This window comes from Frederiksenia canicola, from assembly GCF_011455495.1.
Classification (GTDB): Bacteria; Pseudomonadota; Gammaproteobacteria; order Enterobacterales; family Pasteurellaceae; genus Frederiksenia; species Frederiksenia canicola.
The window spans coordinates 1,079,344-1,102,882 of sequence record NZ_CP015029.1 but is presented as its reverse complement, the minus strand read 5'-3'; the positions used below and the strand labels follow the sequence as shown (position 1 = coordinate 1,102,882).

Here is a 23,539-nt window from a genome sequence, read left to right as displayed (position 1 = left end):
AACTGACCGCTTGGTTTCTTAAAAGGCTTATCGAATCGTGACCTTTTTCACTTCACAATGATATTCAACACGTTCTTGTTCCGTCATCAGCGGGTAACGGCATTTGTATTTTAATGCCTTAATCTCTGACTCACTGAGTTGATTCGTTTGTTGAGCACCAACACGTTGTTCTTCTGGTGATAATCCATTTTCATCATATTCTTCTGCTTTGGTTGAATTGGTTGCTTTCGTTTTGGTTTTCGCTTTGGCTGCTGATTTTTTCACGACATTGTCTTTTTTTGTTGCCGCTAACGTATTTCCTGCTGTCGCTGCCGTTGCGGTTTTTTCCGTGTCATTCGAGACTATGGCATCAGACTGTTTGGATTTTTCATCCTCTGTTCTCTCAGACGACATGCCGCTTTTTTCTGGCATTTTTGCCACATTCGCTTCAGCCCCTTCAGCCGATTTCATTTCAGATTTTGGCATTTCTGTCTCTGCTGCTTTTGTTGTCTCTTTCATTGAATAAACCCTATTTTCTGCCGTTTCAGTCGCTTTTGTTTCCGTACGGTTTTTTACCTCTGCTTCTGATTTAGGTTGATCAAAACACCCCGCAAGAAGCAATGTAAAACCTAATACTGTCCACCATTTATTCATTTCGATAATCCTCATTTAACAACATCCGTGAATAGCCTACTTATTCAGACCATTCACGGACTAAACCATTAACGCATTGTAACAAACTCTTCAGAGCCCGTTGGGTGGATCGCCACCGTGTTGTCGAAATCCGCTTTGGTTGCCCCCATTTTGATCGCCACAGCAAAGCCTTGGATCATTTCATCCACGCCAAAACCAATACCGTGCAAACCAACGATCTTTTGTTCTTCACCAACACAAACCAATTTCATACGGCAAGGCTGGCGGTGCTGAGTGATCGCACTATACATCGGCGTGAACGATGAAGTATACACTTTCACCTGCTCTGCCCCAAATTGCTCAATCGCTTTTGGTTCGCTCAATCCAATCGTTCCAATCGGTGGATGGCTAAACACCACGGTCGGCACAAGGTTGTAGTCCAAATGCTCGTTCGGTTTATTGTTGAACAGACGCTCAGATAAACGGCGACCTGCGGCAACAGCAACAGGCGTCAGTTCAATGCCGCCTTCGATGATATCACCGACCGCATAAATGCCGTCCACATTCGTATTTTGGAATTTATCCACTTTCACAAAGCCGCGTGCATTGGTTTCCACGCCCGCCGCTTGTAAGTTGATCGCATCAGTTGCTGGCTCACGCCCAATTGCCCACACCAACGCATCAACGGTTTGGCTCTCGCCATTTTCAAGCTGTAACGTTAGCGAACCGTCAACATTTTTCACCACCTCGCTCGGCACGCTGTGTGTATGCAATTGAATGCCGTCTTGTGCCATCACTTCCAGCAACGTATCGACAATCAGCGGATCAAAATTACGCAATGGTGCATGCTGGCGAACAAACAGATGCGTCTCAACACCAAAGGCATTCATCACTCCCGCCAATTCGACCGCAATGTAACCTGCCCCCACAATCGCAATACGTTTTGGTAATTCGGTTAAGGCAAATACGCCATCAGAATCAATACCATATTCCGCCCCTTTGATCGCTGGACGACTTGGACGCCCGCCCGTTGCGATTAAAATATGGTCAGCGGTGATCTGCTCACCATTCACCTCAAGAGTATTTTTATTCACAAACTTGGCAAAGCCTTGAATCACATCAACATTATTTTTTGCCAACACATTGTTATAAGAGGTGTGAATACGAGAAATATAGGCTTGGCGATTTTGCACAAGTTTGGCAAAATCGAACCGCTTGCAATCGAGTTCAAAGCCATAATCAGCGGCATAATAGTTAATCGCTTCTGCCACTTGAGCCCCGTACCACATCACTTTTTTCGGCACGCAGCCCACATTCACGCAAGTACCGCCGAGCAATTTCGCTTCGATAATTGCACATTTTTTGCCATAACTCGCCGCACGATTGACCGATGCAATTCCACCACTACCGCCACCAATCGCAATATAATCATAATGTTTTGTCATTTTTTGTTCCTTTTCAAATACAAGCGGTCAGATTCTAGCATTTTTTTGCAAAAATTACTTGTTCAATGTCTTGCCACTATTCCAAGCAACTGTATGTGTAATCGGCAGTCTAGCACTGGGAATCGCAGGAACAGCAGCTTTACCGATGGCGAGTAGCATCACGGGAAGGTAGCGGTCGGCATCAATCTCAAAGCGATTCATCACCTGTTCACGATCGAAAATGCCAATGGCATGGCTGTCGTAGCCTTTTTCTTTGGCAATCAACATCAACTGCATCGCCGCAAGGCTGGTGTCAATTAAGGCTTGATCACGAATTTCTTGCTCGCTAAGTGCATTGTGGGTGTTGAGAAGAAAATCGTAGCTGCGATCGCGAAAATTGGCGTGTAAACAACCGCTTGCTACAGAATGATCGAGAATGTCGCCGAGTAATTTTTGATATTGCAGATCCGCCAACACAATCACCACCGCAGCCGCACTTTCGCAAGGCGGAGCATTGAATGCAACAACATCAAGCAATTTCTGTTTTTGTTCAGGCTCATCAATCACCACAAAACGCCAAGGTTGCAAATTGGCTTTGGACGGTGCCAACTGTGCCAATTCAAGCATCTCGCTCAACTCTTCACGGGAAATTTTGGCGTTATCGTTAAACAATTTGATGGTTTTACGCTGTTTAATCGCCTCTAAAAGTTGCATTAGGGTCTCCTTTTCTCAACCATTTTTGAAGACGTAGTGTACGTTTTTTGCCGTAGGGAAAGTAAAAAATTTTCACGAGAAAGTTGAAATAGGTCAAAAGGCTCGGCTATTCTAGCGAAAATTTTGCACAGGAAGAACATATGAAGTCTATTGCCATTATTGGTCTGGGCTGGCTGGGAATGCCATTGGCGGAACGATTACTTAAAAAGGGATGGCAAGTGAAAGGCAGTAAACGCCAAGTAACTCACCACCCTAAAATTGAAATTTATCCCTTTGATTTATCAGAGTTTTCTTCAGAAAGTTTACAGCCATTACTGAATGTGAATGCCGTGGTGATCAACATTCCACCGAGCAAAATCTCAGCAGAAAACTATTTGGATGGGATCAAGCGATTGGTTCAGCAAGCCATTTCGCAACAGGTGAAACAGCTCATTTTTATCAGCACCACGGGCGTTTTGCCGTTACAAGCGGGGACGTTTGACGAAAATGTTGCAACGGATCTCCGCAACCCAACCGCACAACTGGAATCGTGGTTACAACAGCAATCTATCGCCTGTGATATTCTGCGGCTAGGCGGTTTGATTGGCAAAAACCGCCACCCTGTTCACTATTTAGCAGGCAAACAGAATCTCAGCGGTGCGGGTCAGCCCGTGAATTTAGTACATCAACAAGATTGCATTAGAGCGATTGAATTACTGCTCTCTATGCCAAACGGGCAACGGCTGTTCCATTTAGTCGCCCCACAGCACCCGACTCGACAGGATTATTATGGTGCGATGGCAAAAAAATTCGGCTTACCCGATTTGCATTTTTCCCCCGAAAACCAACCGCTTGTGCGGATTATTTCAGGAGAGAAAATTTGTCGGGAGTTGGGATTTGAGTACTGTTACCCCGATCCATTCTTATTTTGAATAATCAAGAAAAATTATAGGCTCGCCGCTACATAAACGAATTTGCCCATGCGTCTTCCGTGAGCCGTTTGCCAAAATGGCTTTCAATAAGGCGGACGGTGATGGGGTTTTGTGGATTGAGCAGTAGTGCTTTAGTCATGCCGTATTCAACGACTTCGCCTTGATCCATCACCATAAGTTTATCAGCGATATGCTTAATTAAACCTAAATTCTGCCCGACATAAATATACGAAAGTCCGAGGCGTTCTTGTAAACTGAGCATTAAATTGGTCAGTTGGCTTTGCAGCGAGAAATCCAAGGCACTTAAGCTGTCATCAAAAATGACAATTTCGGGATTTAAAATCAAAGCTCGAGCGAGTGCTACTCGGTGTTTTTGGCTGCTTGACGCTTCGCTAATGGGAATAAGGGCGTGTTCGGGATACATTCCAACGAGTTTGAGCGTTTTGAAAATTCGTTCGTTGCGGTTTTCTTCGGAAAGCGTTGTGGCTAGTTTGAGTGGCGAATCAAGAATTTGCCCGATGTTGTAGTTCGGGTCGAAAGCATCGTTCGGATCTTGAAACACCATTCGGATTTTTTTGGCTCGAAAGGCATAATCACCGTAATGAAGTTCTTGATTTTTTAAGAATATTTTACCCGAGGTGAGTTCCGTAATGCCAACTAGCATTTTGGCTAAGGTCGATTTTCCCGCTCCATTCGCCCCAATAATCGCTAAGGTTTGTTGTTGTTCAAGCTGAAACGACACATTTTTCACCGCATAGAAATCCTGCTTGCGAAACAAGCCGACTCGGTCGGTAAAACGCTTACTGATATTTTGTACATCCAGAAGTAACATAACTTTCGCCTTTTTTTGCCTAAAAACCAAAAGAAAAACCGCTTGCATTGTAACAAGCGGTTAGTTTTAAAGAAAGTTTTGCAAATTAGAGTACGTTTACGCAGTTCAAGTCTTCAAAAGATTGCTCTAAGCGTTTAGACATCGACTCTTCCATTTTGCGTAACCAAACACGTGGATCGTAGTATTTTTTGTTTGGTGCATCAGGGCCAGTTGGGTTACCTAATTGACCTTGTAAGTATTCGTGGTTCGCTTTGTAGAACTGTAAAATACCGTCCCAAGATGCCCATTGTGTATCGGTGTCGATGTTCATTTTGATTGCACCGTAGCTGATTGCTTCGCGGATTTCTTCACGACTTGAACCTGAACCACCATGGAATACGAAGTCAATTGATTTCGCTGGTAAACCACGTTCTTTAGAGACGAACTCTTGTGATGCACCTAAAATTGATGGTTTTAATTTCACGTTACCTGGTTTATAAACGCCATGTACGTTACCGAATGCTGCTGCAACAGTGAAACGTGGGCTAACTGGGTTTAATGAATCGTAAACGAATAATACATCTTCTGGTTGAGTGTATAAACGTGACTCATCAACATCGCTGTTATCTACGCCATCTTCTTCACCACCAGTGATACCAATTTCGATCTCAAGGGTCATCCCCATTTTATTCATACGCTCAAGGTATTTTTTACAGATTTCCATATTTTCTTCGATTGGCTCTTCAGAAAGGTCAATCATGTGTGAAGAGAATAATGGTTTTCCTGTTTCTGCGAAGAATTTTTCACCTGCATCTAACATACCGTCGATCCAAGGGAGTAAGTTTTTCGCAGCGTGGTCAGTGTGAAGAATCACTGGCACACCGTACTCTTTTGCTAATTCGTGAACGTGTTTCGCACCCGCTACTGCACCTAAAACATCTGGACGAGCACCGCTTGCAGGTTTGATGCCTTTACCTGCATAGAATTGTGCACCACCGTTTGAGAATTGCACGATAACTGGCGCTTTAACACGTGCTGCCGTTTCTAATACGGCATTTACAGAGTCTGTACCTACACAGTTTACTGCTGGGATTGCGAAGTTGTGTTCTTTTGCAAACGCAAACACTTTTTGTACATCATCACCAGTAACAACACCTGGTTTTACAATATCTAATAATTTAGCCATGTTAGGATTCCTTTTTGTTTTTAATTCTTTGATTCTATAATTCTGCCCTACTTGCGGAGAAGAATTTATTCATTAATCATTCGCACGTTTTTCAAGAATTTCAACGGCTGGTAATACTTTACCTTCCACGAACTCTAAGAACGCACCGCCACCGGTTGAGATATATGAAATTTTATCTGCAATGCCGAATAGATCGATAGCTGCTAATGTATCACCACCACCGGCAATTGAGAATGCACCGTTTGCTGTTGCTTCTGCAATCGCATTTGAAACCACTTCTGTTCCTTTACGGAAGTTAGGGAATTCAAATACACCAACTGGACCATTCCAAAGAATCGTTTTCGCTGATTTGATGATATTAGCTAATTCTTCGGCTGATTTATCACCGATATCGAAGATGGATTCACCGTCTTTCACTTCGCTTACTGATTTTTCAGTTGCCGCTGCTACTTCAGAGAATTCTGTGCCTACACGTACATCAACAGGCACTGGAATATTCGTTGCTTTTGATAAACGTTGTGCTTCAGGAATTAAATCCGCTTCGTATAAAGAATTACCCACATTGTGCCCTTCTGCGGCAATGAAGGTATTGGCGATACCACCGCCTACAATTAATTGGTCAGCGATTTTTGAAAGCGAATCTAAAACCGTGAGTTTAGTCGACACTTTAGAACCACCAACAATCGCCAACATTGGGCGTTGTGGCTCTTTTAAGGCTTTGCCAAGAGCATCTAACTCAGCCGCTAATAATGGACCAGCACAAGCAACTGGTGCAAATTGAGCTACACCGTAAGTTGAACCTTCCGCACGGTGAGCCGTACCGAAAGCATCCATCACAAAGACATCGCAAAGTGCCGCATATTTTTTTGCAAGTTCAGGATCGTTTTTCTTCTCACCTTTGTTGATACGCACGTTTTCAAGCACCACGATTTCATTTTCGTTCACTTCAACGCCGTCTAGGTAGTCACGCACTAAACGGACTGGCACATCTAATGCTTCGTTTAAGTAGTCCACCACCGGTTGCAATGAGTTTGCTTCTTCAAACACCCCTTCCGTTGGACGACCTAAGTGCGAAGTCACCATCACTTTTGCCCCTTTTTGCAACGCTAATTTTAACGTTGGGATAGTGGCACGAATACGTGCATCGGATGTGACTTTGCCATCTTTCACTGGCACGTTGAGATCAGCACGAATGAAAAGACGTTTACCTGCAAGGTCAAGGTCTGCCATTTTTTTTACGGACATAGTTAGTTCCTCTTTGACATTCAAAATAAAAACGAACGGATTATAACAGTTTCCATTTAAATTGGGCGAATGTAGATCAAATTATTGTGAAATTTCACCGACTTTCTTCATAAAATGAAATAATTCTACATTGGCAATTTTCGCTAAGAAAATGACCGCTTGTTGTCACAACAAGCGGTCACTTCTGCTCAACATTTTGCAAATTATAACCAGAACAAATAGCCAAAGGTTGCAATCACAAAGACACAGAGTAAATTGAGCCAAATACCTGCTTTCACCATTTCGCTCTGTTTCACTTGCCCTGTACCAAACACAATGGCATTTGGTGGGGTGGCAACTGGCAACATAAAGGCACAAGAAGCCCCTAAGCCGACGATTAACGCTAATCCAACAGGTGGGGCATTCAAGGCTTGGGCGATTGAGATGAAAATCGGCACAAGTAATGCGGCACTTGCGGTATTTGAGGTAAATTCCGTGAGGAAAATAATAAATGCGGCAACAATTAAGCCGATGAGATAGAAATGTCCGCCTTGGATCATAAAGACGATACCATCAGCCATCACTTTGCTTGCTCCTGTTTTACCAAGTACTGCACTTAGGGTTAAGCCGCCACCGAAGAGCATTAACACGCCCCATTCGGTATTTTTTTGGATTTGATCCCAGCTCACCACGCGAGTAGCACAAAGCAAGACGGCCGCAGTTAATGCCACGATACTGTCGAAGCTAGCGATATTTTTAATGCCAAGTAAGCCTGATAATGCCGGGTTGATGTATTTGCTGAAAATCCAGCACAGAGCAATCACCACAAAGATCACTAGTGTGGTAATACGGCTTTTGGTCATCTCAATTTTTTCAAAATCAAAATCGAAATGGCGATTTAAATTCGGTTTAAACACCACATAAAGCACACCAACCATCAATGGTAATAATAAAATCATCACTGGCAAGCCGTAGCCTAACCAATCCGCAAAGGTTAAGTTAAGGTTTGATGCCACGATGTTATTAGGTGGACTACCAACAAGAGTCCCCATTCCCCCGATACTTGCACTGTAGGCAATCCCCAACAAAACGAAAACATAAGTATTGTGTTCACGTTCTTTGTCAAGTTTGCTAAGTACGCCCATGGCAAGCGGTAACATCATCGCTGCCGTTGCGGTATTACTAATCCACATTGAAAGAAATGCAGTAACACCAAACAAATAAAGTACCGCAAGGGAAAGTTTGCCACGAGCAAGGGTCATGATGTTGTTGGCGATCATTCGGTCAAGCTGCTGAATATGTAATGCTGCGGCTAATGCAAAGCCTCCGAAGAAGAGGAAAATGGTTGGATCAGCAAAAGTGGCTAAGGCCTCTTTAGAAGTGACTAAGCCTAACCCAATCGCCAAAATCGGGACAAGCAATGCGGTAATTGTCACATGTAGGGCTTCGGTTAGCCAAAGCACCGCAACAAAAGCCAATAACGCCAAGCCTTTATTTGCTTGAGGCTCATAAGGTAGATATGCCAATAAGGCGAAGAATAAAATAGCATCTAGCAATAAAATAATGCCATTTCTCATCGTTTTGTTATCAGTTTGGTTTTCCATAGTGCCTCCCAACCTTTGTGTCATCCATTGCAATATAACAAAAACCCGTTTAGCAAAAACGGGAAAACGATAGAAGTGTGAGAAAGCTCACAAATTTTCCGTAAAAACTTCAGTAAAGTTTGATCTAGATCTTATCTACTATTGAGATTGCGATTTTTTAACCTGAGACTCTCGGGCAAGTTCTTTGCTAGCCAAGTTCAACGTTTGGCGGATTTCTCGCTTACTTTGCCAGATCAAAATGCCACAGACTAAAAAAGTGATACCGTAAGAAAGCCAAACGAAAAAACCGTAGCCGCCCATTGCGAAAAAATCGCTGATTGATTCAAATTGAAAGGTCATTTTGCTCTCCTACTTTGCTTGTTTCGCCAACTCACGCACCCAAGGTCGTTTACGTTCGTCGTGTAATAATGCCGCACGATAGCGTAGTACGCTGAGCCAAATCATGAATAACATCGTGCCAAAGATCGACAACAACAACGGAATGAGCATTTCCACCGCCATTGATGGTTTGTCGAATTTGGTAATCGTCGCCCCTTGGTGCAAGGTGTTCCACCACTCAACCGAAAAGTGAATAATCGGTAAGTTGATTACGCCCACGATAGATAAAATGCCTGCGGCTTTTGCCCCAACATTACGATCTTGGAACGCAGAATAGAGTGCCATCACACCGAGATATAAGAAAAAAAGTACAAGAGCGGAAGTTAAGCGGGCATCCCACACCCACCACGTTCCCCACATTGGCTTGCCCCAAATGGCTCCCGTTACCAGCGAAAGAAAGGCAAGCACCGCCCCGATGGGTGCCATTGAGATCATCGCAAGGCTGGCCTGACGAATTTGCCACACCAATGCGACCAATGCTGCCACCGCCATTGAGCCATACACGCCCATCGACCAAATTGCCGCAGGAACGTGGATAAAAATAATCCGGTAGCTATCGCCCTGTTGATAATCCTTTGGGGCAAACGCTAGGCCCCATACAAATGCGACTGACAATGTTAAAAAGGTCAGCACCGCCAACCATGGTTGAATTTTCCCCAACAAACGGTATTGGGTTTCCGATTTTGCATAAGGATGTAACCATTTCCACATAAAATGCTCCAAATGAATAAGTTATAAAAAATTGAATTTGCAAAAAATTTTGCTGATCTGACCGCTTGTTCGGGCTGACATATAGATCAGCCCCTGCCACAACTCCGATTACTGCAAACTTACTCTTAATGCTCCTGCAATGGCATAAGGGGCGAAGGTTAGGCATAGCACAAGCATGGCACCTAAAATCGCCAATTGTCCTGTGTAGCCGAGGTTTAAAGTGGCCGCCTCTAATACTGAAGCCGCAAAAATCAGCACGGGCAAAAAGAGCGGTAAAATCAATAGGCTCAATAGCGTGCCACCTTTACGTAGCCCAACGGTTAATGCCACGCCAATTGCCCCTAAACAACTCAAAATCGGCGTGCCAAGTAACAGCGTTAGCACTAACGCCCACCATACGTTGATTTCAAGGGAAAGCAATACCGCCGTAATCGGCGAAAGCAAAATCAGTGGCAAGCCCGTTAGCAGCCAGTGAGCGATCACTTTTGCGAGTGCTACTTGAGCTAAGCCCGTTGGCAGTAGCACTAATTGCTCAAGTGAGCCATCTAAATAATCGTCCCGAAATAGTCGTTCAAACGAAAGCAAAGCCGACAACACCGCCGCCACCCATGCGGTTCCCGAGGCGATTTTACCAAGCAATTCGGGGTTTGGGCCCATTAGCAGGGGAAACATCGTGATAATAATCAGAAAAAACCACAGCGGATTTAAAATTTCTGCTGGCTTGCGTAACGCAATGGTCAGTTCTCGTTGAATAATCGTCAATAAAATCATTAAGTTACCTTAAAAGGATCGAGCGAAAATAGTTGTACTTTATCGCTTTCTGCCGTTTGGTGGCTAGTGAAAATCGCCATGCCACCCTGCTCGCAATGTTGTTCAATATGAGCAATCAATTCTGCCACGCCTTTTTTATCAATTGCCGTGAAAGGTTCGTCTAAAATCCATAACGTTGCTTGGGTTAACCACAATTTTGCTAACGCCACTCGCCGCTGCTGCCCTGCAGATAAATGCGAGCAAGGCAAATCTTCCCGCCCAATCAGCGACACCTTATCCAAGGCATTCCACAGGTCTTCATCGTTTAATGGCAAATGATGGATTTTTTGGAAAAATCGCAAGTTTTCCCATGCGGTCAGCTCAGGTTTGATCCCCGCATAATGCCCTAAATAAAATAGATCTGCATAATACTCGTCTCGCTGTTTTTGGATCGGTATGCCATTCCATAGCACTTGTCCTTCCGCAGCGACTGCCAACCCCGCCAAAATGCGTAGTAAACTGGTTTTGCCTATGCCATTATGCCCTTCAATCTGCCACCATTGGCCGCTTTTAATGATCAAAGTGCAGCCTTCAAACAGCCGAGTTTCGCCCCGCTCGCACGCAACATTCTCTAGCACTAACTGGTTGTTTTCATTCATTTTACAGTCCTAAAATCTCTTTCACGAACGGAATGGTTAATTTACGTTGCGCTTGCAATGATGCCCGATCTAATAATTCCAATTTTGCCAAGAGTAAATGTAAATCCCGATCGACTCGCTTGAGCAGGAAATTAACCACGTCATCGGATAATTCCAAACCTTTACGATGAGCATTTTGCTGCAAAATATCGCGTTTTTGATCGTCATTCAGATCGTCTAATTTATACACCTCACCCCAAGTTAGCCGAGATCGCAGGTCAGCCAAGTCGATCGCTAATTGGTTTGGCGGACGATCGGCAGTGACCAACAATAATGTCTTTTTGCCTTGGCTGAACAAACCTTGCTGTTCACGAATTTGGTTAAACAAATCAAAAATCGCCAATTCCCACTCTTCGTTCCCAACAATAGTTTGTATATCATCCAAGCAAATCACATCAAGCTGATCGGCATTATCCAACACATTGGGGGAGAAATAATTTGATTTGGTTAAAGGAATGTAGCTTGCAGAACGCTCATTGAGCAAATAGTGATTATTTACCGCTTTGAGCAAGTGGCTTTTGCCACAACTTTTCCCGCCCCAGATGTAAAAAAATGGCTGGCGGACATCGGAAAAATTTTGGGTAAGCGAATTTAACAGCAGTTGGCTGTTTTCGGTGTAGAAATTCTCAAAGGTTTCATCATCAATTTGATGAATGGGTAAAGGTAGTTGCAAGGCTGATTGGTCACTGAAAAAAATTGCAGTAAGAATAACGGAAAAAGGAAGAGTTGAGAAGATCCAGCACAAACTCTCAACCGAACAAGCGGTCAGATCCACGTAATTTTTTGCAACTTTTCCAATGAATCTAACCGCTTGTAATCCAAAGTAAAATTAAGCTGCGGCTTTCTGCAATTTCGTCCAGTTATAGTAGCCATAAATGGAGTTGAGCAAATAGGCGGTATACATAATATACATTGACGGGTTGTCTGCCCAAAGAATGATAGAAAGAATGTTCAGCACAATCCATAGCAACCACTGCTCACGATAACGTAATAGCATTAAGGCTTGTGCAGTGACCACGATGATCGTGGTTAAACCGTCCAACCCCGTTGAGCTACCACCCGCCGCATTTAACGCTTGCACGAACAACAAAGTTCCCACACTCATTAACGCCAGCACAATTGCCCAACCTTTAACGCTCAACGCTTTAGCAATCACCGCATCAGAACCTTCTGCATGTTGCATATTCTGTTTCCACAAGAAATAGCCGATAAATTGAGCAGGAATGTAAACGTAAAGGGTGGTATTCATCTCGCCTAAATAGTTTGCCCCCCATGCCACATAAAAGTAGCTATAGGCAAAAATCAAGCCGAAGAAATAGTTACTGATTTTTCCTTTACTGACGAAAACGTTACAAATCACCCCCGAAATACCCGCTATCATTGCTAATGCAGAATCGGGATAATAGATGTAAGTCACCACTTGGGCTGTGATAAACAGAAAAAGCCAAGCGACTTCAAACGGCTTCCAGCCACTCAAAAATTCGTGTTTAAGTTGTTCCGCAAGTTGATTGAAATTCATAAATGCTCCAAAAGTATTTATTACAAAATGGCGTATTTTATCGCACCTCACACTAAAAATGTCAAATATAAATACCATTTATGTGAGTTAGTTCACAAAAGTCATCCTTTTTGCTTTACTCTTCAATTGTATTTTATGCTTTAAAAGACAAATTTGTCATTCACCCACTCTGTAATGTATCAAAAATCACTTCGGCTAAAGCTTTGGAAATACCCGGGACGGATTGGATTTCTTCGAGAGTAGCTGATTTGAGGCCTTGCATACCACCCAGGTATTTGAGTAACGCTTGGCGGCGTTTGGCTCCGACGCCTGCGATTGATTCTAACCCACTTTCAGTGAAGGCTTTTTGGCGTTTCTTACGATGCCCACGGATGGCGTGATTGTGAGATTCATCTCGGATATGTTGGATTAAGTGCAATGCCAAGCTGTCGGGCGGAAGATGAATGTCGTTATCCGCTCTGCTGATGAGCAATGTTTCCAAGCCCGCTTTGCGTTCCGTTCCTTTTGCCACACCGATCAACAGTGGTTTGGATTTGTCCCACTCCACTTTTAAATTAGCGAAAGTCTCTAACGCTCGGTTGAGCTGTCCTTTTCCGCCATCAATGAAAATAATGTCGGGAATTTTTTCAGAGGGAAGTGGTTTATCATAGCGTTTCAACAAGGCTTGTTCCATTGCCGCATAATCATCGCCGCCCGTAATGCCTTCTATGTTGAAGCGGCGATAGTCCGATTTCAATGGTCCGTTTTCATCAAACACCACACAAGAAGCGACCGTTTGCTCGCCCATCGTATGGCTGATGTCGAAACATTCCATTCGTTTTATCTCCGCCAACCCCAGCAACTCTTGCAAAGCTTGATAGCGAGCGTGAATGCGGGAATCTTGCTGTAATTGTAATGCTAACGCCGCCTGAGCATTGGTTTTCGCTAAGGCAAGATAACGCCCTTTTTCGCCCCGAACTTTGTCTTGAATCATGACTTTATGCCCTGCTTGTTCACTGAGCACCGCTTCCAACGCCGCCGATTCGCTAACAGGGTGGTCGATCACAATTTGGTGGGGAATGGTGCGATGTTGGTTCATCTGCAAGTAAAATTGCCCAATAAACGTATCGCTGAGCTCCGCCAGCTCCGTATGGTTCGGTACTTTCGGGAAATAGCTACGGTTGCCCAAAATTTTGCCTTGCCGTACAAACAGAATATGCACACAGGCAATGCCATGCTGATAGGCGATAGAGATAATGTCGAGATCGTCCAAACGTTCGTTCGACACAAACTGCTTTTCCGTCACAGCTCGTACCTGTTGAATTTGATCACGAAAGCGAGCGGCTGCTTCAAAATCGAGCTTTTCCGCTGCGTTTTCCATTTTGGCTATTAAATGCTCAATCACCTGCTGATCTTTTCCTTGCAAAAAGAGCCGCACATATTGCACTTGTTGATCGTACTCTTGTTGCGAATACAATCCTTCTACACAAGGTGCAAGACAACGCCCAATTTGATATTGCAAGCAAGGACGAGAACGATTTTTGTAGTAAGAATCTTCACACTGGCGAATTGGGAACAGCTTTTGCAGTAAATTCAAGGTTTCCCTTACCGCCCCCGCGTTTGGGTAAGGCCCAAAATATTCGCCTGCCATTTTTTTGCTACCACGAAAACTCGCAAGGCGGGGATGTTGGTGCTTGGTCAGTAAAATATAGGGGTAAGATTTATCGTCCCGCAACAACACGTTATAACGAGGCTGGTTTTCCTTGATGTAGTTATGTTCCAACAACAAGGCTTCGGTTTCGGAATGGGTGATGGTAGTTTCGATGTGAGCAATTTGCGACACCAATGCCTCGGTTTTGCGGCTAGATAAATTGGCTCGAAAATAGCTCGACAGCCGTTTTTTCAAATCTTTGGCTTTGCCGACATAGATAATCGTACCTTTATCGTCATACATTCGATAAACGCCCGATTGGTGAGAAACTTGTGCAAGGAATTGTTTAGAATCGAATTTAGGCATCGGATTGGTAAAATTTTGGCAGAAACTGACCGCTTGCAAGCGGTCAGTTTATTGACATTTTTTGCAATTAAGATTTCATAAAGCTCTGTTTAGAGGCTTTGAGATATTGCAGCATCGACCAAATAGTCAGCCCCACGGCGATGTAAAGCAAAATAAAGGCTAAAATTTCCATTGTTGGACTTTGCCGCCACAATAGGCCACCAAGGGCAAGCATCTGTGCCGTGGTTTTCACTTTCCCCCAAATCGATACTGCCACATTCGCTCGCTCACCAATTTCCGCCATCCATTCACGCAACGCTGAAATAATAATTTCACGGGCAATCATAATGCCGGCGGGAATACTGATCCACCAAACGTGGTAATGTTCCACAACGGAAACCAAGGCAATCGCCACCAGGACTTTGTCTGCAACGGGATCTAAAAATGCCCCGAAACGAGTGATTTGATTCCAACGGCGAGCTAAATAGCCATCTAATAGATCTGTCATACTGGCGATAAAGAAAATCAGTGTGGTAATTTCAGGGGAATATGGAATCGGCAAATAAAATGCAAGGATAAATAACGGAATTAAAACAACGCGAAAGATGGTTAAATAGGTTGGGATGTTGAGTTTCATTATTATTGTGTCCGCCTGTTGAGAATTTGCAATATTTTAGTGGAAGCGTTCTAAATATAAAAGAACAAGCGGTGAAGTATTGCAAAAAATTCGTACAATCTTACCGCTTGTTATTCATTCAATTACTTTTTCTTTTTGGCTTTTTCCGCTTTTTGATCCGCTTCGACTTGCTCTACACATAAATGCAAGACGTCTTCTGCGCCTTTTTTGATATAAGCATCATCACGTACCGTGTTCTTTTGCAAGTCTAACATCGCATCGTGAATGCCCTGTGAAAGGCTTGGTGGCTGAACAATGTCCCAACATTTTGGACTTAAACGAATCGCATTTTGTTGTAGCTCGGCAGCGTACAGCACCCCACTATAATAAGCGTACACATCATGATCGAGCATTCGGTTCAGTAAACTTGCTCGAATTTGTTCAATTGGTAAGGCGACTTTTTTCGTGTACCAATCGTCAACACCATGCATAAAGGAGTCAATGTCATAACTTTCATTGACACGATCTAAATAGGTCTGAGCAGTTGCACTGTAAGCGATCGCATACGATTTTTGATCAACTTCGTTCGCTGCAAGACGTTTCCAACCACTCGTTTTTCCAGAACCACAAGCCGTTAAGACTGCGAATACCGTAATAAGGGTCAAAGACTTTAATACTGATTTCATATATACTCCTTAAATCAACGAAAGGTAGAATCATTCTACCCAATTACGAATGGAAAGACTATATGAAACAGTATTTAGATTTATGCCAACGCATTGTTGATGAAGGCAAATGGGTAGACAACGAACGCACTGGCAAACGTTGTCTCACCGTAATCAACGTCGATTTAACCTACAATGTCGCCAAGGGAGAATTTCCGTTAGTGACAACTCGTCGGAGCTTTTGGAAAGCGGCAATTGCCGAATTACTTGGATACATTCGAGGCTACGATAATGCTGCTGATTTCCGTGCATTAGGCACAAAATCATGGGATGCGAATGCGAACGAAAATGCTGCGTGGCTTGCTAATCCACATCGCAAAGGCGAAGACGATATGGGCTGGGTGTATGGTGCAGTAGGTCGAAATTTCCCGAAAGGCGATGGCTCAGGCAATATTGATTTACTCCGCCAAATCGTTGATGATTTGAAAAACGGTATCGACAATCGTGGCGAAATTTATACTTTCTACCACCCTGGCGTATTCCATATGGGCTGCTTGCGTCCGTGCTTACATAGCCACCATTTTTCCTTGCTCGATGGCACGCTCTATCTCAACAGCACCCAACGTTCCGCCGATGTACCACTTGGATTGAACTGGAATATGATCCAGTGCTACACTTTTTTAGCGTTGATGGCTCAAATCACTGGGCATAAAGCTGGACAAGCGTTCCATAAAATCGTCAATGCTCATATTTATGAAGATCAGCTGGAACTGATGCGAGATGTGCAACTAAAACGTAAACCGCTTGCGGCACCAAAACTGATCATCAACCCAGATATCCAAAGTTTAGAAGATCTTGAAACATGGGTTACCCTTGACGATTTCAACGTTGAAGGCTACGAATATCACCCAAGTATTCAGTATCCGTTTTCTGTCTAAAAACGGTTGGGAAAGGCTACGCTTTTCCAACCGACTTTTTATAAATATGCTGTGCATACATCACAGCACCAATTTTTTCAGCATTTTCTTTGGTTTCGACAAATTCAAAGCCGCATCGTTTGGCGACATTATTACTGGCTTCATTATGCACAGCACAACGTAAAATATAATCAGAAAACAGTTCGTTAGTCGCTTCAATCACCGCATTCACACTTTGAGTCATAATGCCAACACCTTGTGCCTCAGGCGAAAGCCAGTAACCGAGATAAACCGTGCTATTTTGCCAATCAATTGGTTTATTAAAACTGATTGTCCCCATGGCATAATCATTGACACAAATTGCCCAAACAACGCTTTCGCCTTTATCTGCGTCCTCTTCACATTGTTTGACAAAATGTTGAGAATCTTCCAACTTGGTATTAAAGCGAGTCCAATCAACATAATTCGCCAAATAATCCCGATGACGATCAATCTGTTCAAACATGGATGCACAATGACGCAACGCTATCTTTTCTAAACAGACTTCAGGGCTTACTTCAATAAATTCAGGTAATTGATTCATTTTTCGCTCTCTTGTTGTTTGGGGAATTCAAGGAATTTACGCTCAAAATTCCAGCGTTGCAAGCAACAAGCGGTCAGATCCGAGAAAAACTTTGCAAATTTTTCCACGTTGCCCTTGAAATCACAAATCTAGCCACTAGATAACTCGCCGTTGTGTCGCTTTCAGGCACAAATCCTTTCAATCAATTTAGGAGTAATCTCAATGAACATTCGTCCTTTACACGATAAAGTGATTTTAAAACGTGAAGAAGTTGAAACCAAATCGGCGGGAGGCATTGTGCTAACTGGTTCGGCAGCACAAAAATCGACCCGTGGTAAAGTATTGGCAGTAGGCCATGGCCGCATTTTAGAGAACGGCACCCTTCACCCAATGCACGTTAGCGTTGGCGATGTGGTAATTTTCAACGAATTTGGGGCAAAAGTAGAAAAAATCGACGGCGAAGAGGTGTTGATTTTGTCGGAAGATAATATTTTAGCGATCGTAGAATAATTCATAAGGAAGAGAGAAAATGGCAGCAAAAGACGTAAAATTTGGTAACGAAGCACGCGTAAAAATGTTAAACGGCGTGAATGTATTAGCGGACGCCGTAAAAGTGACTTTAGGTCCGAAAGGTCGTAACGTGGTATTAGACAAAGCCTTTGGTGCACCAACAATCACAAAAGATGGTGTATCTGTGGCTCGTGAAATCGAATTAGAAGATAAATTCGAAAATATGGGTGCCCAAATGGTGAAAGAAGTGGCATCAAAAGCAAACGATGCGGCTGGTGATGGCACCACAACCGCAACCGTGCTTGCTCAAGCAATCGTTAATGAAGGCTTAAAAGCGGTTGCGGCGGGTATGAACCCAATGGATTTAAAACGTGGTATTGATAAAGCGGTGACTGCGGTCGTTGAAGAGTTAAAAACCTTATCTAAACCGTGTGAAACAGCGAAAGAAATTGAACAAGTTGGTACAATTTCTGCAAACTCGGATGAAACTGTCGGTAAATTAATTGCACAAGCGATGGAAAAAGTCGGCAAAGAAGGCGTGATTACCGTCGAAGACGGCACAGGTTTAGACGATGCCTTAGATGTAGTTGAAGGTATGCAGTTTGATCGTGGCTACTTATCGCCATATTTCATCAACAAACCAGAAGCAGGCACTGTTGAATTAGATAATCCATATATCTTATTAGTCGATAAAAAAATCTCTAACATTCGTGAAATTTTACCTGTGTTAGAAGCAGTAGCAAAAGCAGGCAAACCGCTATTAATTATTGCTGAAGATATTGAAGGTGAAGCCTTAGCAACTTTAGTCGTGAACACTATGCGTGGTATCGTGAAAGTGGCTGCGGTAAAAGCCCCTGGCTTTGGTGACCGTCGTAAAGCGATGTTACAAGATATTGCAATTTTAACCGCAGGTACCGTGATTTCAGAAGAAATCGGTATGGAATTAGAAAAAGCGACTTTAGAAGAGCTTGGTCAAGCAAAACGTGTCGTGATTTCTAAAGATAATACCACCATCATTGACGGTATCGGTGATGAAGCACAAATTAAAGGTCGTGTCGCACAAATTCGTCAGCAAATTGAAGATTCAACGTCTGATTACGATAAAGAAAAACTTCAAGAGCGTGTTGCAAAACTTGCTGGCGGTGTCGCAGTAATCAAAGTGGGGGCAGCGACTGAAGTTGCAATGAAAGAGAAAAAAGATCGTGTTGATGATGCTTTACACGCAACTCGTGCAGCGGTGGAAGAAGGTATCGTTGCAGGCGGCGGCGTGGCATTAGTGCGTGCCGCAAGCAAAGTCGCTGGTATATTAAAAGGCGATAATGAAGAACAAAACGTGGGTATCCGCTTGGCACTTCGTGCGATGGAAGCACCACTTCGTCAAATCGTCACCAACGCAGGTGAAGAAGCCTCCGTCGTGGCTCGCAACGTGAAAGATGGCAACGGTAACTATGGTTACAATGCTTCAACAGAACAATACGGCGATATGCTCGAAATGGGTATTTTAGATCCAACTAAAGTCACTCGTTCAGCATTACAATTCGCAGCATCTATCGCAGGGTTAATGATCACCACCGAATGTATGATCACAGACCTTCCAAAAGATGAAAAAGCCGACCTAGGCGCTGGCATGGGCGGTATGGGTGGAATGGGCGGTATGATGTAACCCCCTTCATCCAAACAAAAGGCTCTGTTTTTACAGAGCCTTTTTGCTATATTTTTAGTTGAAATTTCCAACTTATTCAGCACGAATAACAATGCGACGATTTGGTTTCAAACATTCAGTTAATTCTTTCTCTGCGACATTATCACACGCTTTGATCTGGTTGGCTTTGCCTCGCCCCAACGCAGTGATATTTGCCTCAATCCCTTTTTCTTGCAGATATAATTTCACTGCATCGGCTCTACTCTGAGAAAACTTGAGATTATTTTTAACCGTCCCTAAACGATCTGTATAACCCGCAATAACAATAAACTTCGCACCCGCTGTTTTGATCTCTGTAGCAACATTTTCTAGCGTTGCTTGTCCTTCTTTGCTCAGACTTGATTTATCGGCTTCAAATAGTAGATCGTTACTTAACACATACTCTTTTACTGAAGGCTCAACAGCTTCTTTTATTGACGGTTCAACGGGGTCTGCGGCCACAGGTGTTGCTGTTTTTTCTGGTTCTGGTACAACGTTCTCCACAGCTACATTTTTTTCTGGCTCAGCTACTTTTTCAGGTGATACTGGTGTTTCAGGTACTACTGGCGTTTCAGGGGATGCGGAGGGAGAAGGTGAATTGACGGAGAAATTAGGGCTAATCGCAGAATAACAACCGGTTAAAACCGTAAAAGACAACAGTGCAGTTAATTTAATACACGTTTTCATATTCACATCCTTAAAAATAAAATCACTATCCATTAATAGCGTGAATTAATAGTAAATTTTTATTTCTTAAAAGGCAATATCGCCACTCGATAAACCATCTGGAATCCTAAAATTTCTAACTGATTTGCAAAATTTCTGAGAAATCTAACCGCTTGTACGCTATAATGCCCGCCATTTACTGTATAAAATCACAGAAAGGCAGCATGATGGATTTTTCTTTATTACTGGATGGATTGAACGATAAACAGCGAGAAGCGGTAGCAGCACCACTTGGCAACTATTTGGTATTGGCGGGAGCGGGGAGCGGCAAAACACGGGTACTGACCCACCGTATTGCGTGGTTGATTGGCGTAGAAAATGTGCCAGAAGGCAATATTTTAGCGGTTACCTTTACCAACAAAGCTGCCGCCGAAATGCGGCATCGAATTGAGTTTACGCTATCGCAAGCCACCACACAACGCCTATTTGGTATGTGGGTTGGTACTTTCCATAGCATTGCTAACCGCTTGTTGCGTTCGCACTATCTTGACGCCAACCTGCCGCAAGATTTTCAGATTATGGACAGCGAAGATCAAATTCGCCTGCTCAAACGCTTACTCAAACTGCATAATATTGATGAGAAATACTATCCGCCAAAGCAAGTTGCGTGGTTTATTAATGCCCAAAAAGATAAAGGATTACGGGCGGAAAAAGTGCAAGTGGACGATGAAAATGGTCAAAAATTGGTGCAGATTTACCAAATCTATCAAGATGCGTGTGATCGTGCAGGTTTGGTTGATTTCGCCGAATTGCTGATTCGTACCTATGAATTATTGAAATTTAACCCATTGATTTTGCAACGTTATCAGCAGCGTTTCCGCCAAATCCTGATTGATGAATTCCAAGACACCAACAATATTCAATACGATTTAATCCGCTTGCTTGCTGGCGAAACGGGTAATGTGATGATTGTTGGCGATGATGACCAATCGATCTACGGTTGGCGTGGTGCTCAAGTCGAAAATATCCAACGCTTTTTGAACGACTACCCGAAAGCCGAAACGATTCGTCTTGAACAAAACTACCGCTCGACAGGGCATATTTTAGGTTCGGCAAATGCGTTAATTGCCAACAATGAAAATCGCTTAGGTAAAAATCTCTGGAGCGACAATGGTAATGGAGAACCTGTCGATATTTATTGTGCTTTCAATGAGTTAGACGAAGCCCGTTTCGTTGCTGCCCAAATCAAACAGTGGAAAGAAGACGAAGGTGAGCTGAGTGATTGTGCGGTGCTGTATCGCAGTAATAGCCAATCCCGTGTGATTGAAGAAGCTTTAATCCAAGCCAGTATTCCTTATCGCATTTACGGCGGCATGCGATTCTTTGAACGGCAAGAGATTAAAGATGCCTTGGCGTACCTGCGTTTAATCGCCAATCGCCAAGACGATGCCGCTTTTGAACGGGTGGTCAATACGCCACCACGTAGCATCGGCGAACGCACGCTCGACACCTTACGCCAGCTCACTCGAACCCGCCAAATCACCCTGTGGCAAGCAATTCAAATAGCAGTGAATGAGCAGCATCTTTCTGGACGATCCGCTTCCGCTTTGCTACGTTTTGTTGAACTCATCAACGCTTTAGAGCAGGAAACGGAACAGATGCCATTGTTTGAACAGACCGACTTTGTGATCAAAAAATCGGGGCTGTATGACATGTATAAGCAAGAAAAAGGCGAAAAAGGTGAAGTACGGATTGAGAACTTAGAAGAGCTCGTCTCCGCTGCCCGTGAATTTAACAAACCTGATGAAGCGGAAGAGATGAGTGATCTCACTGCTTTCTTAACCCATGCCTCGCTCGAAGCGGGTGAAGCTCAAGCCTCTCCGCATCAAGATTACGTGGAGTTGATGACCCTTCATTCCGCCAAAGGTTTGGAATTTCCACGGGTATTTATGGTTGGGGTGGAAGAAGGGATTTTCCCAAGCGGAATGAGCCATGATCCAGACCGCTTGCAAGAAGAACGCCGCTTGGCGTACGTTGGTATTACTCGTGCAAAACGTAAACTGACGATAAGCTATGCCGAAAGCCGACGTTTGTATGGCAAAGAAGAGCGACATATTCCATCCCGTTTCATCGCCGAATTGCCTGAAGAGCACATTCGAGAAGTTCGATTAAGGGGCAATATCAACCGTCCAGCCAGTTTCGGATTTGCAAAAAATTCGCCGAAACCGACCGCTTGTTTAAACGATAGCGACTGGAAAATGGGGCAAAAAGTGCTGCATAGTAAATTTGGCCAAGGCACCATTATCAACGTGGAAGGCAGTGGCGAGCAAACTCGCTTGCAAATCGCCTTTGTGCAGCAAGGTATTAAGTGGCTTATCGCTAAAGTGGCTAAACTGGAGCGAGTGTAATGCGGAGCGTTTACGACAATCCAATTTTCTTTGAACGCTATTTGAAATTGCGAGAAAACCCAAATAGTGTCAATGAGTTAATTGAAAAGCCAACAATGTTTTCACTACTTCCCGATCTCAATGGCAAAACGGTGCTCGATCTCGGCTGTGGTGTAGGCGATCATCTGCAAACCTATTTGCAACTCGGGGCAAAAAAAGTGGTTGGTTTGGATCTTTCAGAAGCCATGCTCAGCGAGGCTGCCTGCAAATTTGCAAAAAATGGCTGGGATCTGACCGCTTACCGCTTCTACAATCTGCCAATGCAACAGCTGGATCAGATTGAAGAGAGAGAGTTTGGTCTGATCACCAGCTCGTTTGCGTTTCACTATATCGAAAATTTCCCCGAACTCCTTACTAAGATCCACCAAAAGCTGAAACCGAACGGCTGCTTGATCTTTTCCCAAGAACACCCGATCACCACCTGTTTTCGTGGCGGCGAACGTTGGGAAAAAGATGCACAAAACCAGCAAGTTGCCTATCGGCTGAATTTTTATCGGGACGAAGGCGAGCGGGATCGCAATTGGTTCAAACAACCGTTTAAAACCTATCACCGCACCTCCGCCACCATTTTCAACCAGTTGATCCAAGCCGATTTTGAGATTGTACAAGTGGAAGAGCCAATGCTTGCAAATCAGCCGGAATGGCACAATGAATTTAAAGACTTACAGCACCGCCCGATCCTACTGTTTGTAAAATCAGTACGAAAAAGCTGATTTTTCTATCCACATCGCCTGTGGATAACTTTGTGGATTAGTTTTTTAAAAGTGGGCTAATCCATTGTCTTATCTAGGATCTTTCAAGGCTCTTTACAATTGGTTGTAAAATAACATTTATTTTAAAATCAATACGTTATGTTTTGACTAGAGCTTTTAAACAAATTTTTTGCACTTTTTTTCGCTTTTGGATCTTGACATCTTTAGCCTGTGCAAAACTTCATAAGTAAGGGATTTATTTTCGA

General features: G+C 43.6%; 24 protein-coding genes. 6 read left to right on the top strand and 18 right to left on the bottom strand.

Annotated elements, in window-relative coordinates:
- Positions 1 to 27: 27 nt before the first annotated feature.
- The 3 genes from A4G17_RS05425 to A4G17_RS05415 all read right to left on the bottom strand — a co-directional run bounded on the left by A4G17_RS05425 (position 28) and on the right by A4G17_RS05415 (position 2,750).
- On the bottom strand, positions 28 to 633 hold the full coding sequence (locus tag A4G17_RS05425) for a hypothetical protein (RefSeq protein ID WP_123957092.1): 606 nt from the start codon (positions 631 to 633) through the stop codon (positions 28 to 30).
- 68 nt (positions 634 to 701) lie between these two features.
- Positions 702 to 2,057: a glutathione-disulfide reductase gene (gene gorA / locus A4G17_RS05420; RefSeq protein WP_123957093.1), complete on the bottom strand. Its 1,356-nt coding sequence runs from the start codon at positions 2,055 to 2,057 to the stop codon at positions 702 to 704.
- Positions 2,058 to 2,111: 54 nt separating this feature from the next.
- The gene (locus tag A4G17_RS05415; protein WP_123957094.1) at positions 2,112 to 2,750 is read right to left on the bottom strand and encodes a nitroreductase family protein; all 639 of its coding nucleotides are present in this window, start codon (positions 2,748 to 2,750) and stop codon (positions 2,112 to 2,114) included.
- A 140-nt stretch (positions 2,751 to 2,890) separates the two neighbouring features.
- Between A4G17_RS05415 and A4G17_RS05410 the strand changes: the two genes are divergently transcribed.
- The gene (locus A4G17_RS05410) at positions 2,891 to 3,661 is read left to right on the top strand and encodes an NAD(P)H-binding protein (RefSeq protein WP_123957095.1); all 771 of its coding nucleotides are present in this window, start codon (positions 2,891 to 2,893) and stop codon (positions 3,659 to 3,661) included.
- Positions 3,662 to 3,689: 28 nt separating this feature from the next.
- On the opposite strand, the gene A4G17_RS05405 is transcribed toward A4G17_RS05410, so the two are convergent.
- From A4G17_RS05405 to A4G17_RS05345, 13 genes are all read right to left on the bottom strand, one after another.
- On the bottom strand, positions 3,690 to 4,493 hold the full coding sequence (locus A4G17_RS05405; RefSeq protein WP_123957096.1) for a peptide ABC transporter ATP-binding protein: 804 nt from the start codon (positions 4,491 to 4,493) through the stop codon (positions 3,690 to 3,692).
- Positions 4,494 to 4,578: 85 nt separating this feature from the next.
- Positions 4,579 to 5,658, bottom strand: a complete 1,080-nt coding sequence (gene fbaA / locus A4G17_RS05400) for a class II fructose-bisphosphate aldolase (protein ID WP_123957097.1) — start codon at positions 5,656 to 5,658, stop codon at positions 4,579 to 4,581.
- 72 nt (positions 5,659 to 5,730) lie between these two features.
- Positions 5,731 to 6,903, bottom strand: a complete 1,173-nt coding sequence (locus tag A4G17_RS05395) for a phosphoglycerate kinase (RefSeq protein ID WP_123957098.1) — start codon at positions 6,901 to 6,903, stop codon at positions 5,731 to 5,733.
- 203 nt (positions 6,904 to 7,106) lie between these two features.
- The gene (locus tag A4G17_RS05390) at positions 7,107 to 8,486 is read right to left on the bottom strand and encodes a DASS family sodium-coupled anion symporter (RefSeq protein ID WP_236940988.1); all 1,380 of its coding nucleotides are present in this window, start codon (positions 8,484 to 8,486) and stop codon (positions 7,107 to 7,109) included.
- 138 nt (positions 8,487 to 8,624) lie between these two features.
- Complete coding sequence (gene ccmD / locus A4G17_RS05385; RefSeq protein ID WP_123957099.1) at positions 8,625 to 8,825, bottom strand: heme exporter protein CcmD; 201 nt, start codon at positions 8,823 to 8,825, stop codon at positions 8,625 to 8,627.
- A gap of 9 nt (positions 8,826 to 8,834) precedes the next feature.
- On the bottom strand, positions 8,835 to 9,575 hold the full coding sequence (locus tag A4G17_RS05380; RefSeq protein ID WP_123957100.1) for a heme ABC transporter permease: 741 nt from the start codon (positions 9,573 to 9,575) through the stop codon (positions 8,835 to 8,837).
- 108 nt (positions 9,576 to 9,683) lie between these two features.
- The gene (gene ccmB, locus A4G17_RS05375) at positions 9,684 to 10,346 is read right to left on the bottom strand and encodes a heme exporter protein CcmB (protein ID WP_123957101.1); all 663 of its coding nucleotides are present in this window, start codon (positions 10,344 to 10,346) and stop codon (positions 9,684 to 9,686) included.
- On the bottom strand, positions 10,346 to 10,984 hold the full coding sequence (gene ccmA, locus A4G17_RS05370) for a cytochrome c biogenesis heme-transporting ATPase CcmA (protein ID WP_123957102.1): 639 nt from the start codon (positions 10,982 to 10,984) through the stop codon (positions 10,346 to 10,348). The genes ccmB and ccmA overlap by 1 nt, the downstream gene beginning before the upstream one ends.
- A 1-nt stretch (position 10,985) precedes the next feature.
- Positions 10,986 to 11,696, bottom strand: a complete 711-nt coding sequence (gene hda, locus A4G17_RS05365; RefSeq protein WP_123957103.1) for a DnaA regulatory inactivator Hda — start codon at positions 11,694 to 11,696, stop codon at positions 10,986 to 10,988.
- 156 nt (positions 11,697 to 11,852) lie between these two features.
- Positions 11,853 to 12,542 (bottom strand): nicotinamide riboside transporter PnuC, encoded by a 690-nt coding sequence (gene pnuC, locus A4G17_RS05360; RefSeq protein WP_123957104.1) that lies wholly within the window; start codon positions 12,540 to 12,542, stop codon positions 11,853 to 11,855.
- A gap of 160 nt (positions 12,543 to 12,702) precedes the next feature.
- Positions 12,703 to 14,538: an excinuclease ABC subunit UvrC gene (uvrC, locus tag A4G17_RS05355; protein WP_123957105.1), complete on the bottom strand. Its 1,836-nt coding sequence runs from the start codon at positions 14,536 to 14,538 to the stop codon at positions 12,703 to 12,705.
- Positions 14,539 to 14,605: 67 nt separating this feature from the next.
- On the bottom strand, positions 14,606 to 15,154 hold the full coding sequence (gene pgsA, locus A4G17_RS05350; protein ID WP_123957106.1) for a CDP-diacylglycerol--glycerol-3-phosphate 3-phosphatidyltransferase: 549 nt from the start codon (positions 15,152 to 15,154) through the stop codon (positions 14,606 to 14,608).
- Positions 15,155 to 15,276: 122 nt separating this feature from the next.
- Positions 15,277 to 15,819, bottom strand: coding sequence for a hypothetical protein (locus tag A4G17_RS05345; RefSeq protein WP_123957107.1), 543 nt, complete (start codon positions 15,817 to 15,819; stop codon positions 15,277 to 15,279).
- 62 nt (positions 15,820 to 15,881) lie between these two features.
- On the opposite strand from A4G17_RS05345, the gene A4G17_RS05340 reads away from it, so the two are divergent.
- On the top strand, positions 15,882 to 16,736 hold the full coding sequence (locus A4G17_RS05340) for a thymidylate synthase (protein WP_123957108.1): 855 nt from the start codon (positions 15,882 to 15,884) through the stop codon (positions 16,734 to 16,736).
- 16 nt (positions 16,737 to 16,752) lie between these two features.
- Here the strand turns inward: A4G17_RS05340 and A4G17_RS05335 are convergent, their stop codons facing one another.
- Entirely contained in the window at positions 16,753 to 17,298 is a 546-nt protein-coding gene (locus tag A4G17_RS05335) for a GNAT family N-acetyltransferase (protein WP_123957109.1), read from the bottom strand.
- 201 nt (positions 17,299 to 17,499) lie between these two features.
- Here A4G17_RS05335 and A4G17_RS05330 point away from each other — a divergent pair, with 201 nt between their 5' ends.
- Together A4G17_RS05330 and groL are read left to right on the top strand one after the other, a co-directional pair.
- A complete protein-coding gene (locus tag A4G17_RS05330; protein WP_123957110.1) occupies positions 17,500 to 17,787 on the top strand; it encodes a co-chaperone GroES in 288 nt (95 codons plus the stop codon).
- Between the two features lie 19 nt (positions 17,788 to 17,806).
- A complete protein-coding gene (gene groL, locus A4G17_RS05325) occupies positions 17,807 to 19,450 on the top strand; it encodes a chaperonin GroEL (protein WP_123957111.1) in 1,644 nt (547 codons plus the stop codon).
- 72 nt (positions 19,451 to 19,522) lie between these two features.
- Here the strand turns inward: groL and A4G17_RS05320 are convergent, their stop codons facing one another.
- Complete coding sequence (locus tag A4G17_RS05320) at positions 19,523 to 20,155, bottom strand: OmpA family protein (RefSeq protein ID WP_165894261.1); 633 nt, start codon at positions 20,153 to 20,155, stop codon at positions 19,523 to 19,525.
- 206 nt (positions 20,156 to 20,361) lie between these two features.
- On the opposite strand from A4G17_RS05320, the gene uvrD reads away from it, so the two are divergent.
- Positions 20,362 to 22,542, top strand: coding sequence for a DNA helicase II (gene uvrD / locus A4G17_RS05315; RefSeq protein WP_123957273.1), 2,181 nt, complete (start codon positions 20,362 to 20,364; stop codon positions 22,540 to 22,542).
- Positions 22,542 to 23,294: a class I SAM-dependent methyltransferase gene (locus tag A4G17_RS05310; RefSeq protein WP_123957113.1), complete on the top strand. Its 753-nt coding sequence runs from the start codon at positions 22,542 to 22,544 to the stop codon at positions 23,292 to 23,294. The genes uvrD and A4G17_RS05310 overlap by 1 nt, the downstream gene beginning before the upstream one ends.
- Positions 23,295 to 23,539 lie beyond the last annotated feature (245 nt).

Excerpts from the sequence above, each read along its gene's own strand:
- A4G17_RS05425 (WP_123957092.1), bottom strand. The coding sequence starts at position 633 with ATGAATAAATGGTGGACAGTATTAGGTTTTACATTGCTTCTTGCGGGG.
- gorA (WP_123957093.1), bottom strand. The coding sequence starts at position 2,057 with ATGACAAAACATTATGATTATATTGCGATTGGTGGCGGTAGTGGTGGA.
- A4G17_RS05415 (WP_123957094.1), bottom strand. The coding sequence starts at position 2,750 with ATGCAACTTTTAGAGGCGATTAAACAGCGTAAAACCATCAAATTGTTT.
- A4G17_RS05410 (WP_123957095.1), top strand. The coding sequence starts at position 2,891 with ATGAAGTCTATTGCCATTATTGGTCTGGGCTGGCTGGGAATGCCATTG.
- A4G17_RS05405 (WP_123957096.1), bottom strand. The coding sequence starts at position 4,493 with ATGTTACTTCTGGATGTACAAAATATCAGTAAGCGTTTTACCGACCGA.
- fbaA (WP_123957097.1), bottom strand. The coding sequence starts at position 5,658 with ATGGCTAAATTATTAGATATTGTAAAACCAGGTGTTGTTACTGGTGAT.
- A4G17_RS05395 (WP_123957098.1), bottom strand. The coding sequence starts at position 6,903 with ATGTCCGTAAAAAAAATGGCAGACCTTGACCTTGCAGGTAAACGTCTT.
- A4G17_RS05390 (WP_236940988.1), bottom strand. The coding sequence starts at position 8,486 with ATGGAAAACCAAACTGATAACAAAACGATGAGAAATGGCATTATTTTA.
- ccmD (WP_123957099.1), bottom strand. The coding sequence starts at position 8,825 with ATGACCTTTCAATTTGAATCAATCAGCGATTTTTTCGCAATGGGCGGC.
- A4G17_RS05380 (WP_123957100.1), bottom strand. The coding sequence starts at position 9,575 with ATGTGGAAATGGTTACATCCTTATGCAAAATCGGAAACCCAATACCGT.
- ccmB (WP_123957101.1), bottom strand. The coding sequence starts at position 10,346 with ATGATTTTATTGACGATTATTCAACGAGAACTGACCATTGCGTTACGC.
- ccmA (WP_123957102.1), bottom strand. The coding sequence starts at position 10,984 with ATGAATGAAAACAACCAGTTAGTGCTAGAGAATGTTGCGTGCGAGCGG.
- pnuC (WP_123957104.1), bottom strand. The coding sequence starts at position 12,542 with ATGAATTTCAATCAACTTGCGGAACAACTTAAACACGAATTTTTGAGT.
- uvrC (WP_123957105.1), bottom strand. The coding sequence starts at position 14,538 with ATGCCTAAATTCGATTCTAAACAATTCCTTGCACAAGTTTCTCACCAA.
- pgsA (WP_123957106.1), bottom strand. The coding sequence starts at position 15,154 with ATGAAACTCAACATCCCAACCTATTTAACCATCTTTCGCGTTGTTTTA.
- A4G17_RS05345 (WP_123957107.1), bottom strand. The coding sequence starts at position 15,819 with ATGAAATCAGTATTAAAGTCTTTGACCCTTATTACGGTATTCGCAGTC.
- A4G17_RS05340 (WP_123957108.1), top strand. The coding sequence starts at position 15,882 with ATGAAACAGTATTTAGATTTATGCCAACGCATTGTTGATGAAGGCAAA.
- A4G17_RS05335 (WP_123957109.1), bottom strand. The coding sequence starts at position 17,298 with ATGAATCAATTACCTGAATTTATTGAAGTAAGCCCTGAAGTCTGTTTA.
- A4G17_RS05330 (WP_123957110.1), top strand. The coding sequence starts at position 17,500 with ATGAACATTCGTCCTTTACACGATAAAGTGATTTTAAAACGTGAAGAA.
- groL (WP_123957111.1), top strand. The coding sequence starts at position 17,807 with ATGGCAGCAAAAGACGTAAAATTTGGTAACGAAGCACGCGTAAAAATG.
- A4G17_RS05320 (WP_165894261.1), bottom strand. The coding sequence starts at position 20,155 with ATGAAAACGTGTATTAAATTAACTGCACTGTTGTCTTTTACGGTTTTA.
- uvrD (WP_123957273.1), top strand. The coding sequence starts at position 20,362 with ATGGATTTTTCTTTATTACTGGATGGATTGAACGATAAACAGCGAGAA.
- A4G17_RS05310 (WP_123957113.1), top strand. The coding sequence starts at position 22,542 with ATGCGGAGCGTTTACGACAATCCAATTTTCTTTGAACGCTATTTGAAA.